This window comes from Novosphingobium sp. BL-S-20, from assembly GCF_055521635.1.
Genome location: NZ_CM145493.1, coordinates 610,023 through 628,099 on the forward strand (window position 1 = coordinate 610,023; position 18,077 = coordinate 628,099).

15 protein-coding genes are annotated in these 18,077 nt (G+C 67.3%); 11 read left to right on the plus strand and 4 right to left on the minus strand.

Going from position 1 to position 18,077, the window contains the following annotated elements; translation table 11 throughout:
* The first annotated feature begins 1 nt into the window (after position 1).
* The 7 genes from xdhA (at position 2) to ACZ1II_RS02815 (ending at position 10,673) form a co-directional block, all read left to right on the plus strand.
* Positions 2 to 1,426 carry a xanthine dehydrogenase small subunit gene (xdhA, locus tag ACZ1II_RS02785; RefSeq protein ID WP_465144280.1) on the plus strand — a complete coding sequence of 475 codons (1,425 nt, stop codon included), beginning with the start codon at positions 2 to 4 and terminating at the stop codon, positions 1,424 to 1,426.
* Positions 1,419 to 3,728: a xanthine dehydrogenase molybdopterin binding subunit gene (xdhB, locus tag ACZ1II_RS02790; RefSeq protein ID WP_465144281.1), complete on the plus strand. Its 2,310-nt coding sequence runs from the start codon at positions 1,419 to 1,421 to the stop codon at positions 3,726 to 3,728. The genes xdhA and xdhB overlap by 8 nt, the downstream gene beginning before the upstream one ends.
* Positions 3,725 to 4,648, plus strand: coding sequence for a xanthine dehydrogenase accessory protein XdhC (gene xdhC / locus ACZ1II_RS02795; RefSeq protein WP_465144282.1), 924 nt, complete (start codon positions 3,725 to 3,727; stop codon positions 4,646 to 4,648). The genes xdhB and xdhC overlap by 4 nt, the downstream gene beginning before the upstream one ends.
* 133 nt (positions 4,649 to 4,781) lie before the next feature.
* Positions 4,782 to 6,506 (plus strand): ABC transporter transmembrane domain-containing protein, encoded by a 1,725-nt coding sequence (locus ACZ1II_RS02800; protein WP_465144283.1) that lies wholly within the window; start codon positions 4,782 to 4,784, stop codon positions 6,504 to 6,506.
* A complete protein-coding gene (locus ACZ1II_RS02805; protein ID WP_465144284.1) occupies positions 6,490 to 7,575 on the plus strand; it encodes an HlyD family secretion protein in 1,086 nt (361 codons plus the stop codon). Before ACZ1II_RS02800 ends, ACZ1II_RS02805 begins: the two co-directional genes overlap by 17 nt.
* Complete coding sequence (locus tag ACZ1II_RS02810; protein WP_465144285.1) at positions 7,565 to 9,001, plus strand: TolC family protein; 1,437 nt, start codon at positions 7,565 to 7,567, stop codon at positions 8,999 to 9,001. Before ACZ1II_RS02805 ends, ACZ1II_RS02810 begins: the two co-directional genes overlap by 11 nt.
* A gap of 208 nt (positions 9,002 to 9,209) precedes the next feature.
* Positions 9,210 to 10,673 (plus strand): aldehyde dehydrogenase family protein, encoded by a 1,464-nt coding sequence (locus ACZ1II_RS02815; RefSeq protein WP_465144286.1) that lies wholly within the window; start codon positions 9,210 to 9,212, stop codon positions 10,671 to 10,673.
* A gap of 71 nt (positions 10,674 to 10,744) precedes the next feature.
* Here ACZ1II_RS02815 and ACZ1II_RS02820 read toward each other — a convergent pair whose 3' ends face one another.
* Entirely contained in the window at positions 10,745 to 12,073 is a 1,329-nt protein-coding gene (locus ACZ1II_RS02820) for an NAD(P)/FAD-dependent oxidoreductase (protein ID WP_465144287.1), read from the minus strand.
* A 383-nt stretch (positions 12,074 to 12,456) separates the two neighbouring features.
* Here ACZ1II_RS02820 and ACZ1II_RS02825 point away from each other — a divergent pair, with 383 nt between their 5' ends.
* From ACZ1II_RS02825 to ACZ1II_RS02840, 4 genes are read left to right on the plus strand one after another with little or no spacing between them, the layout of a single operon-like run.
* On the plus strand, positions 12,457 to 13,179 hold the full coding sequence (locus tag ACZ1II_RS02825) for a cupin domain-containing protein (RefSeq protein WP_465144288.1): 723 nt from the start codon (positions 12,457 to 12,459) through the stop codon (positions 13,177 to 13,179).
* Positions 13,180 to 13,209: 30 nt separating this feature from the next.
* Positions 13,210 to 14,346, plus strand: coding sequence for an alanine racemase (alr, locus tag ACZ1II_RS02830; RefSeq protein WP_465144289.1), 1,137 nt, complete (start codon positions 13,210 to 13,212; stop codon positions 14,344 to 14,346).
* Between the two features lie 2 nt (positions 14,347 to 14,348).
* Positions 14,349 to 15,599 carry a D-amino acid dehydrogenase gene (locus tag ACZ1II_RS02835; RefSeq protein WP_465144514.1) on the plus strand — a complete coding sequence of 417 codons (1,251 nt, stop codon included), beginning with the start codon at positions 14,349 to 14,351 and terminating at the stop codon, positions 15,597 to 15,599.
* Positions 15,600 to 15,622: 23 nt separating this feature from the next.
* Positions 15,623 to 15,970: a RidA family protein gene (locus ACZ1II_RS02840; protein ID WP_465144290.1), complete on the plus strand. Its 348-nt coding sequence runs from the start codon at positions 15,623 to 15,625 to the stop codon at positions 15,968 to 15,970.
* Positions 15,971 to 16,007: 37 nt separating this feature from the next.
* Here ACZ1II_RS02840 and ACZ1II_RS02845 read toward each other — a convergent pair whose 3' ends face one another.
* The 3 genes from ACZ1II_RS02845 to ACZ1II_RS02855 form a co-directional block, all read right to left on the minus strand.
* Complete coding sequence (locus ACZ1II_RS02845; RefSeq protein WP_465144291.1) at positions 16,008 to 16,862, minus strand: CopD family protein; 855 nt, start codon at positions 16,860 to 16,862, stop codon at positions 16,008 to 16,010.
* Between the two features lie 4 nt (positions 16,863 to 16,866).
* Positions 16,867 to 17,247: a copper homeostasis periplasmic binding protein CopC gene (copC, locus tag ACZ1II_RS02850; protein WP_465144292.1), complete on the minus strand. Its 381-nt coding sequence runs from the start codon at positions 17,245 to 17,247 to the stop codon at positions 16,867 to 16,869.
* Positions 17,248 to 17,564: 317 nt separating this feature from the next.
* Positions 17,565 to 18,053 carry an Lrp/AsnC family transcriptional regulator gene (locus tag ACZ1II_RS02855; RefSeq protein ID WP_207080363.1) on the minus strand — a complete coding sequence of 163 codons (489 nt, stop codon included), beginning with the start codon at positions 18,051 to 18,053 and terminating at the stop codon, positions 17,565 to 17,567.
* Positions 18,054 to 18,077 lie beyond the last annotated feature (24 nt).

Below are 18,077 nucleotides of genomic sequence, written 5' to 3' on the forward strand. Positions count from 1 at the left end.
GATGACCGTGCGCTTCCTTCTCGACGACGAACCGATCGTGCTCGAAGCGGTCGATCCGACCGCGACGTTGCTCGATTTCTTGCGCTACAATCTGCGGCGCACCGGCACCAAGGAGGGCTGCGCCGAGGGCGACTGCGGCGCCTGCACCGTCCTCGTCGGAGAGGCGCAGGGCGGCGATGTCGCCTGGCGGGCGGTCAATGCCTGTATCCAGTTCCTGCCGATGCTGCATGGCAAGGCGCTGAAGACGGTCGAGAGTCTTTCGGCAGACGGCACGCTCGATCCGGTGCAGGCCTGCATGGCGGCCAACGGATCGTCGCAATGCGGGTTCTGCACGCCGGGCTTCGTCATGTCGTTGCACGGCAAGGCGATCGGCGCGCTCGGCTGCGACTTGCCGGTGGCGGACGTGCTCGCGGGCAACTTGTGCCGCTGCACCGGCTACGGTCCGATCATCGAGGCGGGCGAACAGGTGGCGACGCAGGCCGCTGAAGAACGCAAACTCGCCGCGCGCTTGCAAGACATCGCGGGCGGAAGCACCGGGGGAGACTGGCAGGGCCGCAAGTGGTTCGCGCCGCGCAGCAGCGAGGAACTCGCCGGACTTCTGGCCGAATATCCCGAGGCGCGGCTGGTGGCGGGGGCGACCGACGTGGGCCTCTGGGTCACCAAGGGTCTGCGCGATCTGGGCGACGTGATCTTTCTGGGCGACGTGGCCGACCTTTGCCGCATCGACGAAGACGCCGAAGGCCTGACTCTCGGCGCCGCCGTGCGCTATGCCGAGGCCCATGCGGCGATGGCCCGGCTCCATCCCGACCTCGGCGAACTGGTGCGGCGGATCGGCGGGCTTCAGGTCCGCAGCGCCGCGACCGTGGGCGGCAATATCGCCAACGGCTCGCCGATCGGCGATGGCCCGCCCGCCCTGATCGCGCTGGGTGCGGAACTGACGCTGCGCAGCATGGCCGGGCGCCGGACGATGCCGCTGGAGGCCTACTTCCTCGACTACGGCAAGCAGGACCGGCGACCGAGCGAATTCGTCGAGAGCCTGCGCATCCCGCGCCCCGGTCCCGACGCGGTGATCCACATCACCAAGCTCTCGCGCCGGTTCGACAGCGATATCTCGGCGGTCTGCGGCGCGTTTCACCTCACCGTCATCGACGGCACGATTACCGCCGCGCGCGTGGCTTTCGGCGGCATGGCGGCAACGCCTCGGCGCGCCGAGGCCTGCGAGCAGGCGTTGCTTGGCTGTCCCTTCACCGAAGCCACTATGACAACTGCCGCCGAGGCTCTGCGCGGCGACTTCGATCCGCTGAGCGACGTGCGCGGCTCCTCTGCCTATCGCCGCGATGCCGCCGCCAACCTGCTGCGCCGCCTCTGGCTGCGCGAGCAGGGCGTGGGCATCTCGGTGCTCGATCCGGAGATGGCCCATGGCTGAGCGCGATCCCGCCTGGAAGGTCCTCTCCAAGCCCGACAACCCGCACGATTCCGCGCATCTCCACGTCACCGGCCTCGCCCGCTATGCCGACGATGCGCCGGAGCCGGTGGACATGCTGCACCTCGCCTTCGGACAGGCGAGCGAGACCTCGGCGCGGATCGTTTCGATGGACCTGTCCGCCGTGCTGGCCGCCGAGGGCGTCGTCGCGGTCTATACCGCCGCCGACATTCCCGGCGAGAACAACACCGGCCCGGTTCGCCACGACGAAGGGCTGCTGGCGGAGGGCGAAGTGCTGTTTCCGGGCCAGCCGCTGTTCCTGGTCGCCGCCACCAGCCAGAAGGCGGCGCGCAAGGCGGCGCGGCTGGGCAAAGTGGTCTATGAGCCGCGCCCGGCTGCGGTTTCCATCGCCGAGGCACGCGCGGCGGACAGCCTGATCGAGCCGACCCAGCGCATGGCCCGCGGCGATGCCGCCGCCGCGCTGGATGCTGCGCCGCATCGGATTTCCGGGCACTTCGCCATGGGCGGACAGGATCACTTCTACCTCGAAGGCCATGTCTCGGTTGCGACGCCGGGCGAGGACGGGCAGGTACATATCCTTTGCTCCACCCAGCACCCCAGCGAGGTCCAGCATCTGGTCGCGCATCTGCTGGGAGTGCCCTCCGCCGACGTCACCGTGGAAGTGCGCCGCATGGGCGGCGGCTTCGGCGGCAAGGAGACGCAGGCGACCAGCTTCGCCGCCGCCGCCGCGCTGGTCGCGGCCAAGACCGGCCGCCCCGCCAAGTTCCGCGTCGACCGCGACGACGACATGGTGCTCACTGGCAAGCGCCACGAATTCGAGGTCGGCTATGAGGTCGGCTTCGACGCGGCGGGGCATATCCTCGCGCTCTCGCTGCACCTCGCCTCGCGCTGCGGGGCCAGCCAGGACCTTTCCCCAGCGATCAACGACCGGGCGATGTTCCATGTCGACAACTGCTACTTCCTGCCCGACGTGGAGATCGTCTCGGAGCGGCTCAAGACCAATACCGTCTCGGCCACGGCCTTTCGCGGTTTCGGCGGGCCGCAGGGAATGCTGGCGATCGAGCGGGTCATCGATCATGTCGCGCTTGTGCTGGGCAAGGACCCGCTGGAGGTCCGCGCGGCCAATTTCTATGGGCCGGGCCGCGATATCACGCCCTACGGCATGACCGTGGCCGACAATATCGCGCCGCAGCTGATCGCGCGTCTGCGCAAGGACACTGATTACGATGCGCGCGCCGCCGCGATCGCGGCGTTCAACGCCGCCAGTCCGGTCATCAAGAAAGGCATCGCGCTGGCCCCGGTGAAGTTCGGGATCAGCTTCACCACCACGTTCCTCAACCAGGCGGGGGCGCTGGTCCACGTCTATGCCGACGGCTCGATCCAGGTGAACCACGGCGGCACCGAGATGGGGCAGGGCCTCTACGTGAAAGTGGCGCAGATCGTGGCGGACGTGTTCGGCGTGCCGCTGTCGCGCATCCGCACCACCGCGACGCGCACCGACAAAGTGCCCAACACTTCGGCGACGGCGGCCAGTTCCGGCGCGGACCTCAACGGCATGGCGGCTTACAATGCGGCGATGACGATCCGCGACCGGCTCGCGGCCTTCCTCGCCGATCTCCATGATTGCGCCGAGCACGAAGTCACTTTCGCGGACGAAGCCGTGCTGGCGGGCGGGCAGCGGCTGACGTTCGCCGATGCCGTGCGCAAGGCCTATATGGGCCGCATCTCGCTGTCCTCGACCGGCTTCTACGCGACGCCCGGCATCGCCTACGACCGCGCGGTGCACCGGGGGCGCCCGTTCTACTACTTCGCCTATGGCGCGGCGGTGTCAGAAGTCGCCATCGACACCCTGACCGGCGAGCACAAGGTGCTGGCGGTCGACATCCTCCACGATGTCGGGCGTTCGCTCAATCCGATGGTCGACAAGGGGCAGATCGAGGGCGGTTTCATGCAGGGGCAGGGCTGGCTGACCACCGAGGACCTCGTGTTCGACGACAAGGGCCGCCTGCTCACCCACAGCCCGGCGACCTACAAGATCCCTACCGCCTCCGACCGTGCGAAGCACTTCACCGTCAGCCTGTGGGACGGGGAGAATGTCGAGCCGACGATCAACCGTTCCAAGGCGGTGGGCGAACCGCCGTTCATGCTGGCGATCTCGGTCTTCTCCGCGATCAACCGCGCCATTACCGCGACCGTGCCGGACAAACGGGAAATGCCGCTGCTCGATGCCCCGGCGACGCCGGAACGGGTGCTGAAGGCCATCGCGGAGTTCGCTGGGCGATGACGCAGTGGCTCGGCTGGCTGCGCAAATTGCCGCAGGAGCGCGCGGCGCTCGTGACCGTGCTGGCGACCGAAGGATCGGCCCCGCGCGGGGCGGGCACGCGCATGCTGGTGACGGCGCAGGGCCAGGAAGGCACGATCGGCGGCGGGCAGCTGGAATTCCGCGCGGTCGAGCAGGCGCGTGCGATTCTGGAGCGTCCGGCGGGGACATGGCGGGTGCAGGACTATCCGCTGGGGCCGCTGCTGGGCCAGTGCTGCGGCGGACGAGTGCGCCTGCTGATCGAACATCTCGACCCCGCGGCGCTCGGCTGGCTGGCTGAAGCCGAACCGGGTCTTCTGCTGGTAACGACATTCGGCGAAGACCGCATCGAACGCGCGGTCTTCGCGCGGGAGACGACGACGCGCCAGTCGGCGCGGGGCGAGCGACCGGAGATCGGCACGCGGATCGTCGAGCCGGTGGGCGAGCGGCCCCGGCCGTTCTACCTGTTCGGCGCAGGCCATGTCGGGCAGGCCATTGCCCGGCACCTGACCGGACTGCCGCTGCAACTCGCCTGGTTCGACACGCGCGACGAAATGGCGGCGGTGGACGGCGTAACGGTGATGCCGGAAGCGGAAATTGCCCGCTGCATCGAGGAAGCGCCCGAGGATGCGGCGCTCGCGATCCTCACCCACGACCATCCGCTCGACTATGCCCTGACGCTGGCGGCTCTGAAGCGGTCTCCGCTGGCCTTCGTCGGCCTTATCGGTTCCGGTACCAAGATCGCCCGCTTCCGGTCGCGTCTGCTGGCCGACGGGGTTGGCGAGGAAGCCCTGGCGCGCCTCACCGCGCCCATCGGCATCCCCGGCGTCATGGGCAAGGAGCCGGACGTGATCGCGATCTCCGTCGTCGCACAGCTCCTTTTGCTGGGACGCCCGCAGACCTGATTGCAAGACTGATTACCCTGGGCAACCTAATGTAACTTTCAGTCCATCCAATTTCACACGCTCTTCGGTAGAGGCCGCGCCCACTTGCGCCGGTTGCGATGACGCGGCGGGCAGTGAAAAGGGACAATCACCGATGGCCGGCCATTCCCCCCAGCGGATCGACTGGGGCACATTCATGGGCTGGGCGCGGGGCGTGCTGGCGCCCGACCGTGCCTTCATGACGATGGCGATGATCTATGGCGCCGCGATCGGGCTGCTTTCGCTGGCGACGCCGATTTCCGTGCAGATGCTGATCAACTCGGTGGCCAACACGGCCCTGCCGGTGCCGCTGTTCACGCTGGCCGCGGTGCTGTTCGGCCTGCTGGCGCTGTGGTCTCTGCTCGGCGCCCTGCGCAGCTACGTGATGGAGATTTTCCGCCGCCGCCTCTTCGCGCGCTCGGTGGCCGAGATCACCCTGCAGGCAGTCCATGCCCAGAACCCGTTCTTCCAAGACGAGCGCCGGGGCGACCTGTTCAACCGCTTCTTCGAGGTGGCGACCGTCCAGAAGGCGGTGCCCTCACTGCTGATCGGCGGTTTCACGATCTTCTTCCAGGCGATGATCGGCTTCATCGTCACTTCGTTCTATCACCCGGTGTTCCTGGCCTTCAACCTGCTCTTCGTGCTGGCGGTCTGGATCATCTGGAAGATCTGGGCGCGCAGCGCGATGGAAAGCGGCGTGGCGCTGAGCCACCGCAAGTACGAGGCCGCGCACTGGCTGGAAAGCGTGGGCGCCTCCAACGGCTTCTACAAGTCGAGCCGTCATCTCGACTATGCGATGGACATGTCGGAGATGCGCACGGCGGCCTATGTCGATGCGCACCGCGAGCATTTCCGCGCGACTTTCCCGCAGAGCGTGGCGCTGCTGCTGCTCTATGCGCTGGCCAGCGCGGCGCTGCTGGCGCTGGGCGGCTGGCTGGTCATTCGCGGCCAGCTCTCGATCGGCCAGCTGGTCGCGGCGGAGCTGATCCTGTCGAGCGTGTTCTACGGCGCCGCGCAGCTCGGGCCTTATCTCGACACGTTCTACGATCTCGTCGCGGCGGTCGAGGAACTGGCGCTGTTCCATGCCATTCCCGTCGAGGACATGGCCCCGCGCGGGGAAGGCGATGCCCGGCCGCGCGACGGCGGTCTGTCGCTGCGCCGGGTGGCGATCGCCGCCGGGGGCGACCGGGCGCGCTTCGATCTCGACATCCCCTCGGGCACCCATGCGGTGGCGGCGAGCGATCCGGGGATCGACCGGCTGCTCAGCCGCATGCTCAAGCGCCATTACCGCCCCGACGAGGGGCTCATCACCCTGGGCGGCGCAGATATCGCCGCGCTCAACATCTACCGCCTGCGAAGCGACGTGATCGTGCTCGACCGCCCGGACATCGTCGAAAGCACCATCCGCGACTACTTGCGCCTTGCCAATCCGCAGGCGGACCCGGCGCAAGTGCTGGACGTGCTGGACCTCGTGGGTCTGGGCGACCGGATCGTCAGCCTCGACGGCGGCATGGACTGCCTGCTGTCCTCCAGCGGCTGGCCGTTGACGCGCGCCGAGACGATGCGCCTCAAGCTGGCGGGCGCTCTGCTGGCCCGCCCGCGCGTGCTCATCCTCTCGGGCCTGTTCGACATGGTGCCGGTGGAGGAGCTGCGGCCCGCCTTGAAGCGGCTGGACGACCGCGAGACGACGATCATCGTCTTCACCTGCCGCCCCGATGCTTTCGAGTTCGACCACATGCTCTGGCTTGGACGGGATTCCCAATTGCTGACACAGGACCGCGCGGCCTTCGCCGCCGCCCGCAACGCCGCGAAAGGAGGCTTCCATGCCCTTCCGCGATGACCATATCGTCCATTTCAAGACGCTTCAGGGCCTGCGCCTGCCGTGTCCCGCGCGGGTGCTCGCCTGGATACTGCTGATCGCGATGGCCATTGTCGTCGCCTTCCTGCTGCTGGTGCCTTGGCAGCAGACCTCGAACGGCAACGGTTCGGTCATCGCGCTCGACCCGCGCGACCGGGTGCAGAACATCACCGCGCTCGTCCCCGGTCGGGTCGAGGAATGGTATGTGACCGACGGCGAACTGGTGAAGAAGGGCGACCGGATCGCCCGCATCGCCGACAACGATCCCAACCTGATCGCCCGCCTCCAGGCCGAGCGTGCGCAAGTCGATGCAGAGATCGCCGCGACCCGTCAGGCGATGGGCGTCGCCCAGCGCGATGTCGGGCGCATGCAGCAGCTCTACGGCGAAGGGCTGGCGCCGCGCCGCGATCTCGAACTCGCGCAGATCAAGGTGGCCGATTACGGCGCCAAGGTCGCCAAGAGTCTGGCCGACCGCAACCAGCTGGACATCAACATCAACCGTCAGTCGGTGCAGATGGTCCATGCCCCGCGCGACGGGCGCATCCTGCGCATCCTCGGCGGCGACAGCGCCACGATGGTCAAGGAAGGCGACGTGATCGCCACTTTCGCGCCCGAACAGGCGGTGCGCGTGGTGGAACTCTACGTCGACGGGCGCGACGTGCCGCTGATCCATCCGGGCCGCCCGGTGCGCATGGAATTCGAAGGCTGGCCCGCGATCCAGTTCAGCGGCTGGCCCTCGGTGGCGGTCGGCATGTTCGACGGACAAGTGCGCGCGATCGACGTTTCGGCCTCCGCCAACGGACTGTTCCGCGTGCTGGTAGAGCAGAAACCCGGCGCGCGGCCCTGGCCGAAGGAGCCCTTCGTGCGCCTCGGCGCCAAAGTGCGCGGCTGGGTGATGATGGACACCGTTTCGAGCGGCTATGAACTCTGGCGCCTGCTCAACGACTTCCCGCTGCAATATCCGGTGAGTGCCTTGGAGGCGGGCACTTATGCGGGCAGCGTGAACGAAAAAGGCGGCTCGTCCGAGAAGGAAGGCGGCAATGCCAAGTAAGCGCCTTTCCCTGTCGCTGTTGGCGGCTGGCCTCTGTGCGCTCGCCGTGCCCTCGGCGGCCCAGCAGATCGCGCCCTTGCCCCGGCCCGCGCCGGTCGATGCGCCGGTGCTGCAACTGGACGACCTGCTCGCCAATTCTGCCCGGCAATCGCCGCAGATCATCGAGGCACTGGCCCGCACCCGCGTGGCCGACGCGAAGCGGCTGACGGCGGAAGGGGCTTTCGATACGGTCTTCTCCGCCGAGGGTGGTTCGCGGCTGGTCGGTTACTACGGCGGCACTTACGCGGATGCGAAAGTCGCGCGTCCGCTGGAGAACTGGGGCGGCCAGGTCTACGGCGGCTACCGCGCGTCGAGTGGCCGTTTCCCGCTCTACGAGGACAAGAACTACACCAACGAGTTCGGCGAAATCCGCGCGGGCGCGGTGTTCTCCCTGCTGCGCGACCGGATGATCGACGACCGCCGGTTTGGCCGGGTAACGGCGGATGCCGATCGCGCCGTGGCCGATGCCGAGCGGCAGATGGTGGCCATCGGCGTGCAGCGCAAGGCGCTCGACGCCTATCTGAACTGGGTGGCAAGCGGCGAGCGGCTCAAGGTCTATCGCCATCTCCTCGATTTCGCGCAGGAACGCCAGCGAGGCCTCGATCGTGCCTACAAGGCCGGACTGCGCCCGCGCATCGTCCTGACCGAGAACGACCAGATGGTGCTGCGCCGCCAGGCCATGGTCGTCCAGTCGGAGCAGGCGATGGCCGTCGCCGCCAATGCCCTCTCGCTCTACTGGCGCGACGGCGAGGGCAACCCGACGATCCCGCGCCGCGAACAGTTACCCGCCGCGCTGCCGGAACCGGTCGTGACCGCGATGCCGCAGGACCTCCAGCGGCCCGACCTGCTGGTGGCCGAACTGAAGACGCGGCTGGTGCAGGACCGTTTGGCGCTCGACCGCAATGCCCTGTTGCCGCGCCTCGACCTCAACATGGAAGTGGCGCGCGACATTGGCGATATCGGCCCTGGCGGCGCCTCGCGCAGCGGCAACGACGTGCGTTTCGGGCTCAAGTTCTCGGTTCCGCTCGAACAGCGCACGGCGCGCGGCAAGCTGATGCAGACCCAGGCCGAACTCGACGCCAACCAGACTCGCGCCCGCTGGCTGGACGAGCAGATTCGCGCCGAAGTGGACGGGATCGCCATCGCTTTCGATGCCGCCACGCAGCTTATCGCCCTGTCCGAGCAGGAAAAGCAGCGCGCCGATACGATGGCCGTGGCCGAACGCCGCCGCTTCGAGATGGGCGCCAGCGACCTGTTTCTTGTCAACACGCGGGAGGAAACCGCGGCCAGCGTCGCACTGGGCCTGCTCGACGGCCGGTTGAAGCGGTTGGCATCGAGCGCCGATCTCGCTGCCGCTTCGGGCAATGCCGCCGCGCTGGGTCTTTGACGCGGGTACATCGCTGCGCCTGGCCGATTATTGCGAGATCGGCGGCGATTTTGGCGGGTTGTGCGGTTCGCTGCGGCGATCCGGCACGGACCGGCGACTGCGGGCGGCTATGCTGCCCGCAGTCGCCGGATTCCTCGGGAATGAAGCAGGGCCTGTTTCGCGTCCCGCCGGATTGCGGGGACGCTCAATCTGGCAAGGACTTCCCGATTTGACCGATCCGATCACCCGCCTTCGCGCCTCCGGCCATCTCGACCAGATGCTGATCGATGGCGCGTGGACAAACCCGCGCGGTTCCGGCCGTGCCGTCGTCGTCGATCCCGCGCGGGACGTGCCACTCGCGGAAATCGCGCTGGGCAACGCGGGTGATGCGGGGCTTGCGGTCATGGCCGCGCGCGCGGCTTTCCCGGCCTGGTCCGAGACGCCGGTGGCCGAGCGTCATGCTCTCCTGCTGCGCATCCATGCCCTGCTGATCGAGCGCGCCGAGCTTTTCGCGCAAGTCATCTCGCTGGAAATGGGCTCCGCGATTTCTGCCGCGCGCGCCGCGCAAGTTCCCTTTGCCGCCGAGCATGTGCGGGTGGCGGCGGAAAACCTTGTGGAATTCCCCTTCATCACGATGCGCGGCACCACCGCCATCGCGCGCGAGCCGATCGGCGTCTGCGCGCTCATCACGCCGTGGAACTGGCCGCTCTACCAGATCACCGCCAAAGTCGCTCCGGCGCTCGCGGCGGGATGCACGGTGGTGCTCAAGCCGAGCGAGCTGTCGCCGCTCAGCGCGATCCTGTTCGCCGAAGTCATGCAGGATGCTGGCACTCCGGCGGGCGTGTTCAATCTGGTGCAGGGCGCAGGCGCCGATGTCGGTGATGCGCTGTCGCGTCATCCCGAAGTCGACATGGTCTCGATCACCGGATCGACGCGGGCGGGCGTGCTCGTTTCCCAGGCGGCGGCGGAGACCGTGAAGCGGGTATCGCTGGAACTGGGGGGCAAGTCGCCCAATCTGGTCCTTCCCGATGCCGACCTGGCGCGGGCGATCGCGCCGGGCGTTGCCTCCTGCATGCGGAATGTCGGGCAGTCGTGCAGCGCGCCGACGCGCATGATCGTTCCGCGCGCGCATCTGGCCGAAGTCGAACGGCTGGCTGCCGAGACCGTGGCCGGCTTCGTCGTCGGCGATCCTGCCGACGAAGCCTCCACGCATGGACCGATCGCCAACCGCGCCCAGTACGAGCGGGTGCAGAAGATGATCGATATCGGCATTGCCGAAGGCGCGAAACTGGTGGCGGGCGGTCCCGGCAGGCCGGAGGGGCTGGAGCACGGCTTCTTCGCCAGGCCCACGGTATTTTCCGAGGTTACGCCGGAAATGGCGATCGCGCGGGACGAAATCTTCGGGCCGGTGCTTTGCATCATCCCTTACGACGACGTCGACGAGGCGGTGGAGATCGCCAATGCGACCGTCTACGGCCTTGGCGCCCATGTGCAGGGCAGTGACCCGGTGCAAGTGAAGGCCGTCGCCGCCCGCATCCGGAGCGGGCAGGTGCATCTCAACTATCCCGCCTGGGACCCGCAGGCGCCGTTCGGCGGCTACAAGCAGTCCGGCAACGGGCGCGAATACGGCGTCGAGGGGATGGAGGAGTTCCTGGAGACCAAGGCGGTCGTCGGCTTCGGCGCCCTGGCCTGAGCCACGGGAGCGACCGCAAGGAAAAAGGCCGGAGCGACGTTCGCTTCCGGCCTTTTCATATCCAGCGGATTTCAGAGCGCGCCGACCGCCACTTTCGATCCGTCGACTAGGCGGGACAGGCGGAAGTGCGAGGGATCGACCGCAGGCGTATCGTTCGCCGCCATCTGCGCGACGAGATAGCCGATGCCGGGGCCGAGGCCGAAGCCGTGTCCCGAGCATCCCGCGGCTAGATAGAGGCCGCCCAGCGCATCGACCGGCGAGATCACCGGCACGGCGTCCGGCGTGCAATCGACGAAGGCGCCCCAGGCGTGGTCGACTTCGATATCGGCAAGCTGGGGGAAAGTGCCGCGCACGTTTTCGAGGATCGCCTTGACGAGGCCGCCGATAGGCGCCGGATCGAGAACGCGGTTCTTGGTGAAGATCGCCGGATCGTCGGAGAACAGCGCGGAGAGCGAATCCGGACCCGAAACGAACGACTGGCCGAGGCCGACCTGCACGGCTTTCAGCCGCTGGATGAACTGCGGCATGAATTCCCGCGCAAAGCGGATTCCCTGCGGCGTCAGTTCCAGTGTCGCCCGGCCGCTGATCGCCAGGGTATAGCTGCCGTCGATGCGCCGGGTCATCGCGAAGTCGGGCGAATAGAGCACTTCGCCGACATTGGCGGTGGGCTTGGTGCGCAGGGCGGTCTGGCGCACGCTGGCCTGGGGGAAGCGAACGCCGTGCGGGCGCAGGAAGCGCGAGGCCCAGGCACCCGCCGCGCAGATCACCGCGTCGGTGCGGATCGTGCCGTGCTCGGTATGGACGCCGGCAATCCGGCCATTGGTGACGTCGAGGCCGAAGGCGGCGCATTGCTGGTGGATCGTCGCGCCCAGCGCGCGGGCGCCTTCGGCAAGCACCGATGAGGCCAGCCAGGGTTCCGCCTTGCCGTCGGCCACGGAGTGCAGGCCGCCCACCCATTTGCGGCGGGTCTGGGGCATGCGCTCGGCGGCCTGGGCAGCGGTGAGCATGGTCGTGTTCACGCCGAACTCTTCCGCTACCGGCTTCCACGATGCCCAGCCTGCCAGCATCGCTTCGTCGTCGGTGGCATAGACCAGTCCGCTGCGGCGGAAGCCTAGGTCCTTGCCGATTTCCGGCGCAAGCTGGTCCCACAGGTTCATCGACAGGACCGAGAGCGGCATTTCGCGGCGGTCGCGGTTCTGCTGGCGGCACCAGCCCCAGCTGCGGCTGGACTGTTCGCAGGCGACATGGCCTTTCTCGACCAGTGCGACCGAAAGACCGCGACGCGCGAGGAAATAGGCCGCCGAGGTGCCGACGATGCCGCCGCCCACGACCACCACGTCGGCGGCCTCGGGAAGGCTTTCGTCACTGGGCAGGCGAAGCACGGCAGGGTTCATGGACATGGACCTCGAATGGGAAGGTTGGACGTAGAGTGCAAGCGCGGAGGCGGGATTGGCCCCGCATCCATGGCGGTTTAGACATGACATTGGCGCGGCAGAAGATTCCGCCGAATGCCCCAGGCTATTCGGCACAGGCTGGGTGCCAGCCGCAATGATCCGGCGTGGGAGCGGGCGGCCTCGACGAAAGGCGGGCCGCAGCTTCTACCGTACGGGCCGGGAGCGCGGTGGCCGAGCGTTCTTGCTGGACCCAAGTTCCCTACCTAATGCCGTGGGCGGGGTTGCACGATGGCAGCATCGAAAAGGGCCTGCTCGATCGCGGTCGCCGGTGTGCTGCGTCCGGAGTGCGACAGGTCCTTTCCTCACGATTGCGCCGAATGGAGAATGCGGTGAACGCCACATCCACAACGACTTGCCCCAGTTTCGTCGACCTCAAGCCTTTCGCGGCGGCCTGCATCCCGCGCGAAGCGGGAGACCCCTTCGGCGCCGATGCGGAGATCGTGCCGGTCCGCGCCGGGGACTGCGAGGTCTTCGTGACGGCGCTGGGCGTGGGTGCGGGGCGCTTCCGCGAGGATCGCGGCGACACTTGGATATTCGTCCAGGAAGGCGCGCTCACCCTGTCGGACGAACAGAGCAGCCTGACCGTTGCGCAGGGTTCCAGCGCGGTGGTTTCTCGCGGGACCGCCTTCGCATGGCAGGTCGGCGGCGATACCCGCATCGTCGGCATGCGCTATCTGGGCGGCAAAGGCACGCAGGCGGGGATCATCGCGATCGACAATGCGGCACCGCTTGCGCCCTCCAATCCCCCCGCGGCCGACGTGCTGCTGAGCGAGGTTCCATCCTGCCGTTCGGGCAACCAGTTCGTCTCGGCCGATACCGTGCTGAAATGCGGCATCTGGGACTCGACGCCCTATACCCGGCTGCCGATCCACTTCCACCACAGCGAACTCATGCACCTTCTGGAAGGGAGCGTCACGTTCACCGATGCTGCGGGGGGCACCGCGACGTTCGGAAAGGGCGATACGTTCATCATCGAACGCGGCGCGGACTGCTCGTGGGACAGCCGCGAGAACGTCGCCAAGATCTACGCCTATTATCGCCCGCTTGACTGAGCGGGCCGAACACTCCGCACGGGTGGACCCATGACCAGACTGGCAACCGCCGGAGCCGTGCTTCGCGTGGATTTCGAGGCACTGCTCCGCAATTACGAGATGCTCTGCCGGCAGAGCGCGCCCACGCCGGTGGCGGCCGTCGTGAAGGCGGACGGATACGGCCTCGGCGCGGTGCGGGTGGCCCGGACGCTGCTGCAGGCGGGCTGCACCACCTTCTTCGTCGCCGTGCTGGACGAGGCCGCCGTGCTCAAGGCGGGTCTGCCGGGCGAGACGCGGGTCTTCGTGCTCAACGGACTGCAACCGGGAGCGGAGGAAGACTGCGCGGCGCTGGGCGCCGTTCCGGTGCTGAATTCGCTGGACCAGCTGGAGCGCTGGTCGGCGCTGGCACGGCGCTGGGGAAGCCGTCTGCCCGCGGCGCTTCAGGTGGATACCGGCATGTCGCGGATGGGCTTTTCCCCCGAGGAGCTTGTGGCCTTGTCGCAGGCGAGGAATCTGCTGGAGCCGGTCGAGCTGGTGCTGCTGATGAGCCATCTCGCCTGCGCGGACGATCCCGGCGATCCGGCGAACCATGACCAGACCTTGCGTTTCGAAGCCATCGCCAGCCACTTTCCGGGCGTCCCGCGCGCGCTGTACAACAGCGGCGGGGCCTTTCTGGCGCGCGGGCACTTCGATCTCGTGCGGGCGGGTATCGCGCTTTACGGCGGTGCGCCGCATGGCGGAGAAAATCCCATGCATCCGGTGATTGCACTGGAAGCACGGATTGCCCAGCTGCGCACGATTCCCGCCGGGGCGGAAGTGGGATATGCGCGCAGCTTTCGCGCGGAGCGCGAAACCCGGATCGCGACGATTCCGGTCGGTTATGCGGACGGCCTGCCCCGCGCGCTCGGCAACCGGGCAAGCGCCTATATCGGCGGGTACCGTGCGGCGATGGTCGGGCGGGTGTCGATGGACAGCATCACGCTCGACGTGACCGAGGTGCCCGATGCCCTGCTGCGGCCCGGAGCGCCCGTCGAGCTGATCGGCCCGCACCAATCGCTCGACCGGCTTGCGGCGGATGCCGGGACGATCTCCTATGAAATACTCACGCAGCTCGGTCGGCGCTACGCGCGCGAATACCTTCCCGCGACCGCCCGGGCGATGCCGGACCGGCAAATCTTGAGGGCATGACGATGAAAGTGGTGGTTCTGGGAAGCGGCGTCATCGGCGTCACTTCCGCATGGTATCTGGCACAGGCCGGGCATGAGGTGGTCGTCGTCGACCGCCAGCCCGGTCCGGCACTGGAAACGAGTTTCGCGAATGCCGGGGAGATTTCTCCCGGCTATGCCTCGCCCTGGGCGGCGCCGGGCATTCCGCGCAAGGCGCTGCGCTGGCTGTTCATGGAACACGCACCGTTGATCCTGCGCCCGCGCGCCGACATGGCCATGCTGCGCTGGCTGGCGGCGATGCTGGGGAACTGCAACGCGCGCGCCTATGCGATCAACAAGAGCCGCATGGTGCGTCTGGCCGAATTCAGCCGCGATCGCCTGATCGAACTGCGGCAGGCGACCGGCATCCGCTACGACGAGCGCAGCCAGGGCACCTTGCAGCTGTTTCGCGATCCGGCGCAGTTGGCGGGGATCGACAAGGACGTGGCGGTGCTGGCGGCCGACGGTGTGCCGTTCGAGATTCTCGACCGCGCCGGATGCCTTGCCGCCGAGCCGGGCCTTGCCACCAGCGATGCGCCGATCGCCGGGGGGCTGCGTCTGCCCAACGACGAGACCGGCGACTGCTTCCTGTTCACCAATGCCCTTGCCGAGATGGCCAAGGCGGCGGGGGTACGCTTCCTCAACGATACCGCGATCACCGGGCTGGTGAAATCCGGCGACAGGATCGTCGGTGTCGAGACTTCGGCGGGAAGACTGTCCGGCGATGCCTATCTGGTGGCGCTGGGAAGCCATTCGCCGCGCCTGCTGGCGCCGCTGGGCATTCGCCTGCCGGTCTATCCGGTGAAGGGATATTCGATCACCGTTCCCATTGCCGATCCGTACCGCGCGCCGGTTTCGACCCTGTTGGACGAAAGCTACAAAGTGGCGATCACCCGTCTTGGCGACCGCATCCGGGTTGGCGGCATGGCCGAAATTTCGGGCTTCTCGAACGATCTGCCGCAGGCGCGGCGCACCACTCTGGAACATTCGCTTGGAACGCTCTTCCCCGGCGCGGGCGATCTTTCGCAGGCCTCGTTCTGGAGCGGCCTCAGGCCGATGACGCCCGACAGCACCCCGGTGATCGGCGCGACGAAGCTGGGCAACCTGTTTCTCAATACCGGCCACGGCACCTTGGGCTGGACGATGGCCTGTGGTTCGGCCCATGTGATAGCCGACATCATCGGGGGCAAGCGTCCGGCCATCCAGGCGGACGATCTGGCCATCTCGCGATACTGAACACCCCCATCGAGGAGCATTCCATGAGCATTACCCGCATCGACCAAGGCGCCCGCATGAGCGAGGCCGTAGTTCACGGCAATACCGTCTACCTGTCCGGCCAGGTCGGTGAGCCGGGCGACGGCGTGGCAGATCAGACCCGGACGGCGCTTGCCGAGATCGAGGCCCTGCTCGCCCAGGCGGGCAGCAGCAAGAACCATCTGCTTTCGGCGACGATCTGGCTGGCCGACATAGCGGACTTCGAGGCAATGAATGAAGTGTGGGACGCGTGGATCGCCGATGCTCCGGCTCCTGCCCGCGCCACCGGCGAATCGCGACTGGCGTCGCCGGACTACAAGGTGGAGATCATCGTGGTCGCCGCTGTGGCGTGAATTATCCTGTCGGCGGCATCGGATGCCGCCGACACCCTTACGCCCCTTGCGGCGCGAGTTGCCCGGCCATGGCCACGACCGCGACGATGGCGAAGCCGCAGGCCGTTTCGAGATGGAGGGAGCGCCGCAGCCGGGCTGCCGCTCCGGGCCTGCCTGCCGCGAAGGCGGGCACCAGTCGCCAGCGGTTCTGCGCGGCAAAGCCGAGCATGGCGGCGAAAAGGCCGATTTTCACGCCGATCAGTCCGCTCCACAGGCTCGACGTCAGGATGCCGCCCGAAATCAGCCAGGCATTGCCAAGGCCCGACGCGAAGAGGATGGCGACCAATATTGTTCCAGCCCGCGCGAAATCGGAAAGACTGCGCAGCGCGGCGGCCTCGTCGCGCAGATGGAAGAATCCGGCCGTGAAAGCCAGCAGCGCGCCGAGCCAGAGCGCCGCAGCGCCGAGGTGCAGGATGTCGCTCACCCGCAGGACCATCCCGGCGGTGCCTTCGCCTGCGCCCGCATGACCTGCCCAGGCCGCACTTGCCAGCGCGAGCAGACCGATCGGTGCCAGCAACACCGGCTTCGGCCGGGCGGCGAGCAGGAGTAGCATGAGGCCAAGCGCAGCCAGGCGCAGTTTCAGCAGCGCAGCGAGGGGTGTTGCCTCAAGCACGGCGAAGAACGTCTCGCGGTCGAGCTGTGTCGGGGGAATTCCCGCCATGGCGGCGATATTGGCGATGCACCACCACAGGGAGGCGATCGCCGCACCCGCCGCTACGGCGGCGATGAGTAGCCGTTCGCTCCGGCCGAACCGGGAACAGCGGTCGATCAGGGCATGAAACGGCAGTCCCGCCGCCGCCAGCAGGAGCGCATAGCTGACGAAGCGTGCGGCGACTAGGCTGCCGTTTTCCATGGGATCAGCGGACGGTGAAGGTGTAGCTGCCCTCGATGCGGTGCTGGTCCGCGGCGACGGCGTGCCAGGTAAGCTGGTAGGAGCCGGTGGGCAGCGGGCGGGGCAGGGCGACGGTCAGCGTCTTGCCCTTGGCCTTGGCGGTGATTCCCTTGATCGGCATGGGCTGGTGGTTCGCCATGCCCGGCATGCCGGTCATCACCAGATCGATGCCCGAAAGCGGGCCGACGAGGTCTTCGGAGAAATTCAGGGTGATCGAGGTCGGCTTGGCGACCGCCGCATTAGCGGCAGGCGTGGAGCTCAGCAGCTTGGGATGGGCAAAGGCGCTGGCGGGCATGGCCGCCAGGATGACGGCGGCAACGGGGGCGGCAAGGGCAAAGAGACGCATCGGGGGCTCCGTTCGTTGTCCCGGCGATCCATTCCGTCCGGGTTACTCCTGTCGATACGCAGGTAGGGGCCGCATCCCTCGGGGCGCTGCGAGGTTTTTATCGATCGATCCGGCGAATTCCCGGTCCGCCTGCGCGGCGGGCAAGGAAAAGGCCCGGACGGAATATCCGTCCAGGCCTTGAGCAGTTTCCGATCCGATTGCATCGGATCAACTGCTCTCAGATTTTAGTTTACCGCATTTTCCGAGTCATCAGGTGATTCCATCTGATTAGAAAATGCTCTTGGAAAATCGCAGGCTGCCATGCGGCAGCGGGACCGTCATTCCCCGAACAGGTTCTGGATCGGGAAGTGGTGCTTGATGAAGGGCGACTTGATGACGATGTAGCTGAAGTACTTCTCGATCCCGTAGTCGTTTTCGAGCATTTCCTCGATCAGCGACTGGTAGTGGGTGACGCCGCGCGCCACGAACTTGAGCAGGTAGTCGTAACCGCCGCTGACGAGGTGGCATTCCACGATCTCGTCGATCTTGGCGATGCGCGTCTCGAAGCGGGAAAAGTCGCCGCGGCGGTGTTCGCCGAGGGTGACTTCGGTGAACACCGTCAGGAATTCGCCCAGCTTGTTGAGATTGATATGGGCGCCGTAGCCGGTGATGTAGCCCGCCGTCTCCAGCCGCTTGACCCGGGTGAGGCAAGGGCTGGGCGAAAGGCCGACCGCGTCCGACAGCTCGACGTTGGTGATACGCCCAGCTTCCTGCAGTTTGGCGAGGATCTTGAGGTCGATCCGGTCAAGTTTGGGGCCTATCGCCATGGATGTTTCCTTATCAGCAATCCG

What these genes read in the sequence shown, in the direction of transcription:
- copC (WP_465144292.1), bottom strand. Translation starts at nt 17,247, where the DNA reads ATGCGTCTCTTTGCCCTTGCCGCCCCCGTTGCCGCCGTCATCCTGGCG.
- xdhC (WP_465144282.1), top strand. Translation starts at nt 3,725, where the DNA reads ATGACGCAGTGGCTCGGCTGGCTGCGCAAATTGCCGCAGGAGCGCGCG.
- alr (WP_465144289.1), top strand. Translation starts at nt 13,210, where the DNA reads ATGACCAGACTGGCAACCGCCGGAGCCGTGCTTCGCGTGGATTTCGAG.
- ACZ1II_RS02855 (WP_207080363.1), bottom strand. Translation starts at nt 18,053, where the DNA reads ATGGCGATAGGCCCCAAACTTGACCGGATCGACCTCAAGATCCTCGCC.
- xdhB (WP_465144281.1), top strand. Translation starts at nt 1,419, where the DNA reads ATGGCTGAGCGCGATCCCGCCTGGAAGGTCCTCTCCAAGCCCGACAAC.
- xdhA (WP_465144280.1), top strand. Translation starts at nt 2, where the DNA reads ATGACCGTGCGCTTCCTTCTCGACGACGAACCGATCGTGCTCGAAGCG.
- ACZ1II_RS02800 (WP_465144283.1), top strand. Translation starts at nt 4,782, where the DNA reads ATGGCCGGCCATTCCCCCCAGCGGATCGACTGGGGCACATTCATGGGC.
- ACZ1II_RS02840 (WP_465144290.1), top strand. Translation starts at nt 15,623, where the DNA reads ATGAGCATTACCCGCATCGACCAAGGCGCCCGCATGAGCGAGGCCGTA.
- ACZ1II_RS02810 (WP_465144285.1), top strand. Translation starts at nt 7,565, where the DNA reads ATGCCAAGTAAGCGCCTTTCCCTGTCGCTGTTGGCGGCTGGCCTCTGT.
- ACZ1II_RS02835 (WP_465144514.1), top strand. Translation starts at nt 14,349, where the DNA reads ATGAAAGTGGTGGTTCTGGGAAGCGGCGTCATCGGCGTCACTTCCGCA.
- ACZ1II_RS02805 (WP_465144284.1), top strand. Translation starts at nt 6,490, where the DNA reads ATGCCCTTCCGCGATGACCATATCGTCCATTTCAAGACGCTTCAGGGC.
- ACZ1II_RS02845 (WP_465144291.1), bottom strand. Translation starts at nt 16,862, where the DNA reads ATGGAAAACGGCAGCCTAGTCGCCGCACGCTTCGTCAGCTATGCGCTC.
- ACZ1II_RS02820 (WP_465144287.1), bottom strand. Translation starts at nt 12,073, where the DNA reads ATGTCCATGAACCCTGCCGTGCTTCGCCTGCCCAGTGACGAAAGCCTT.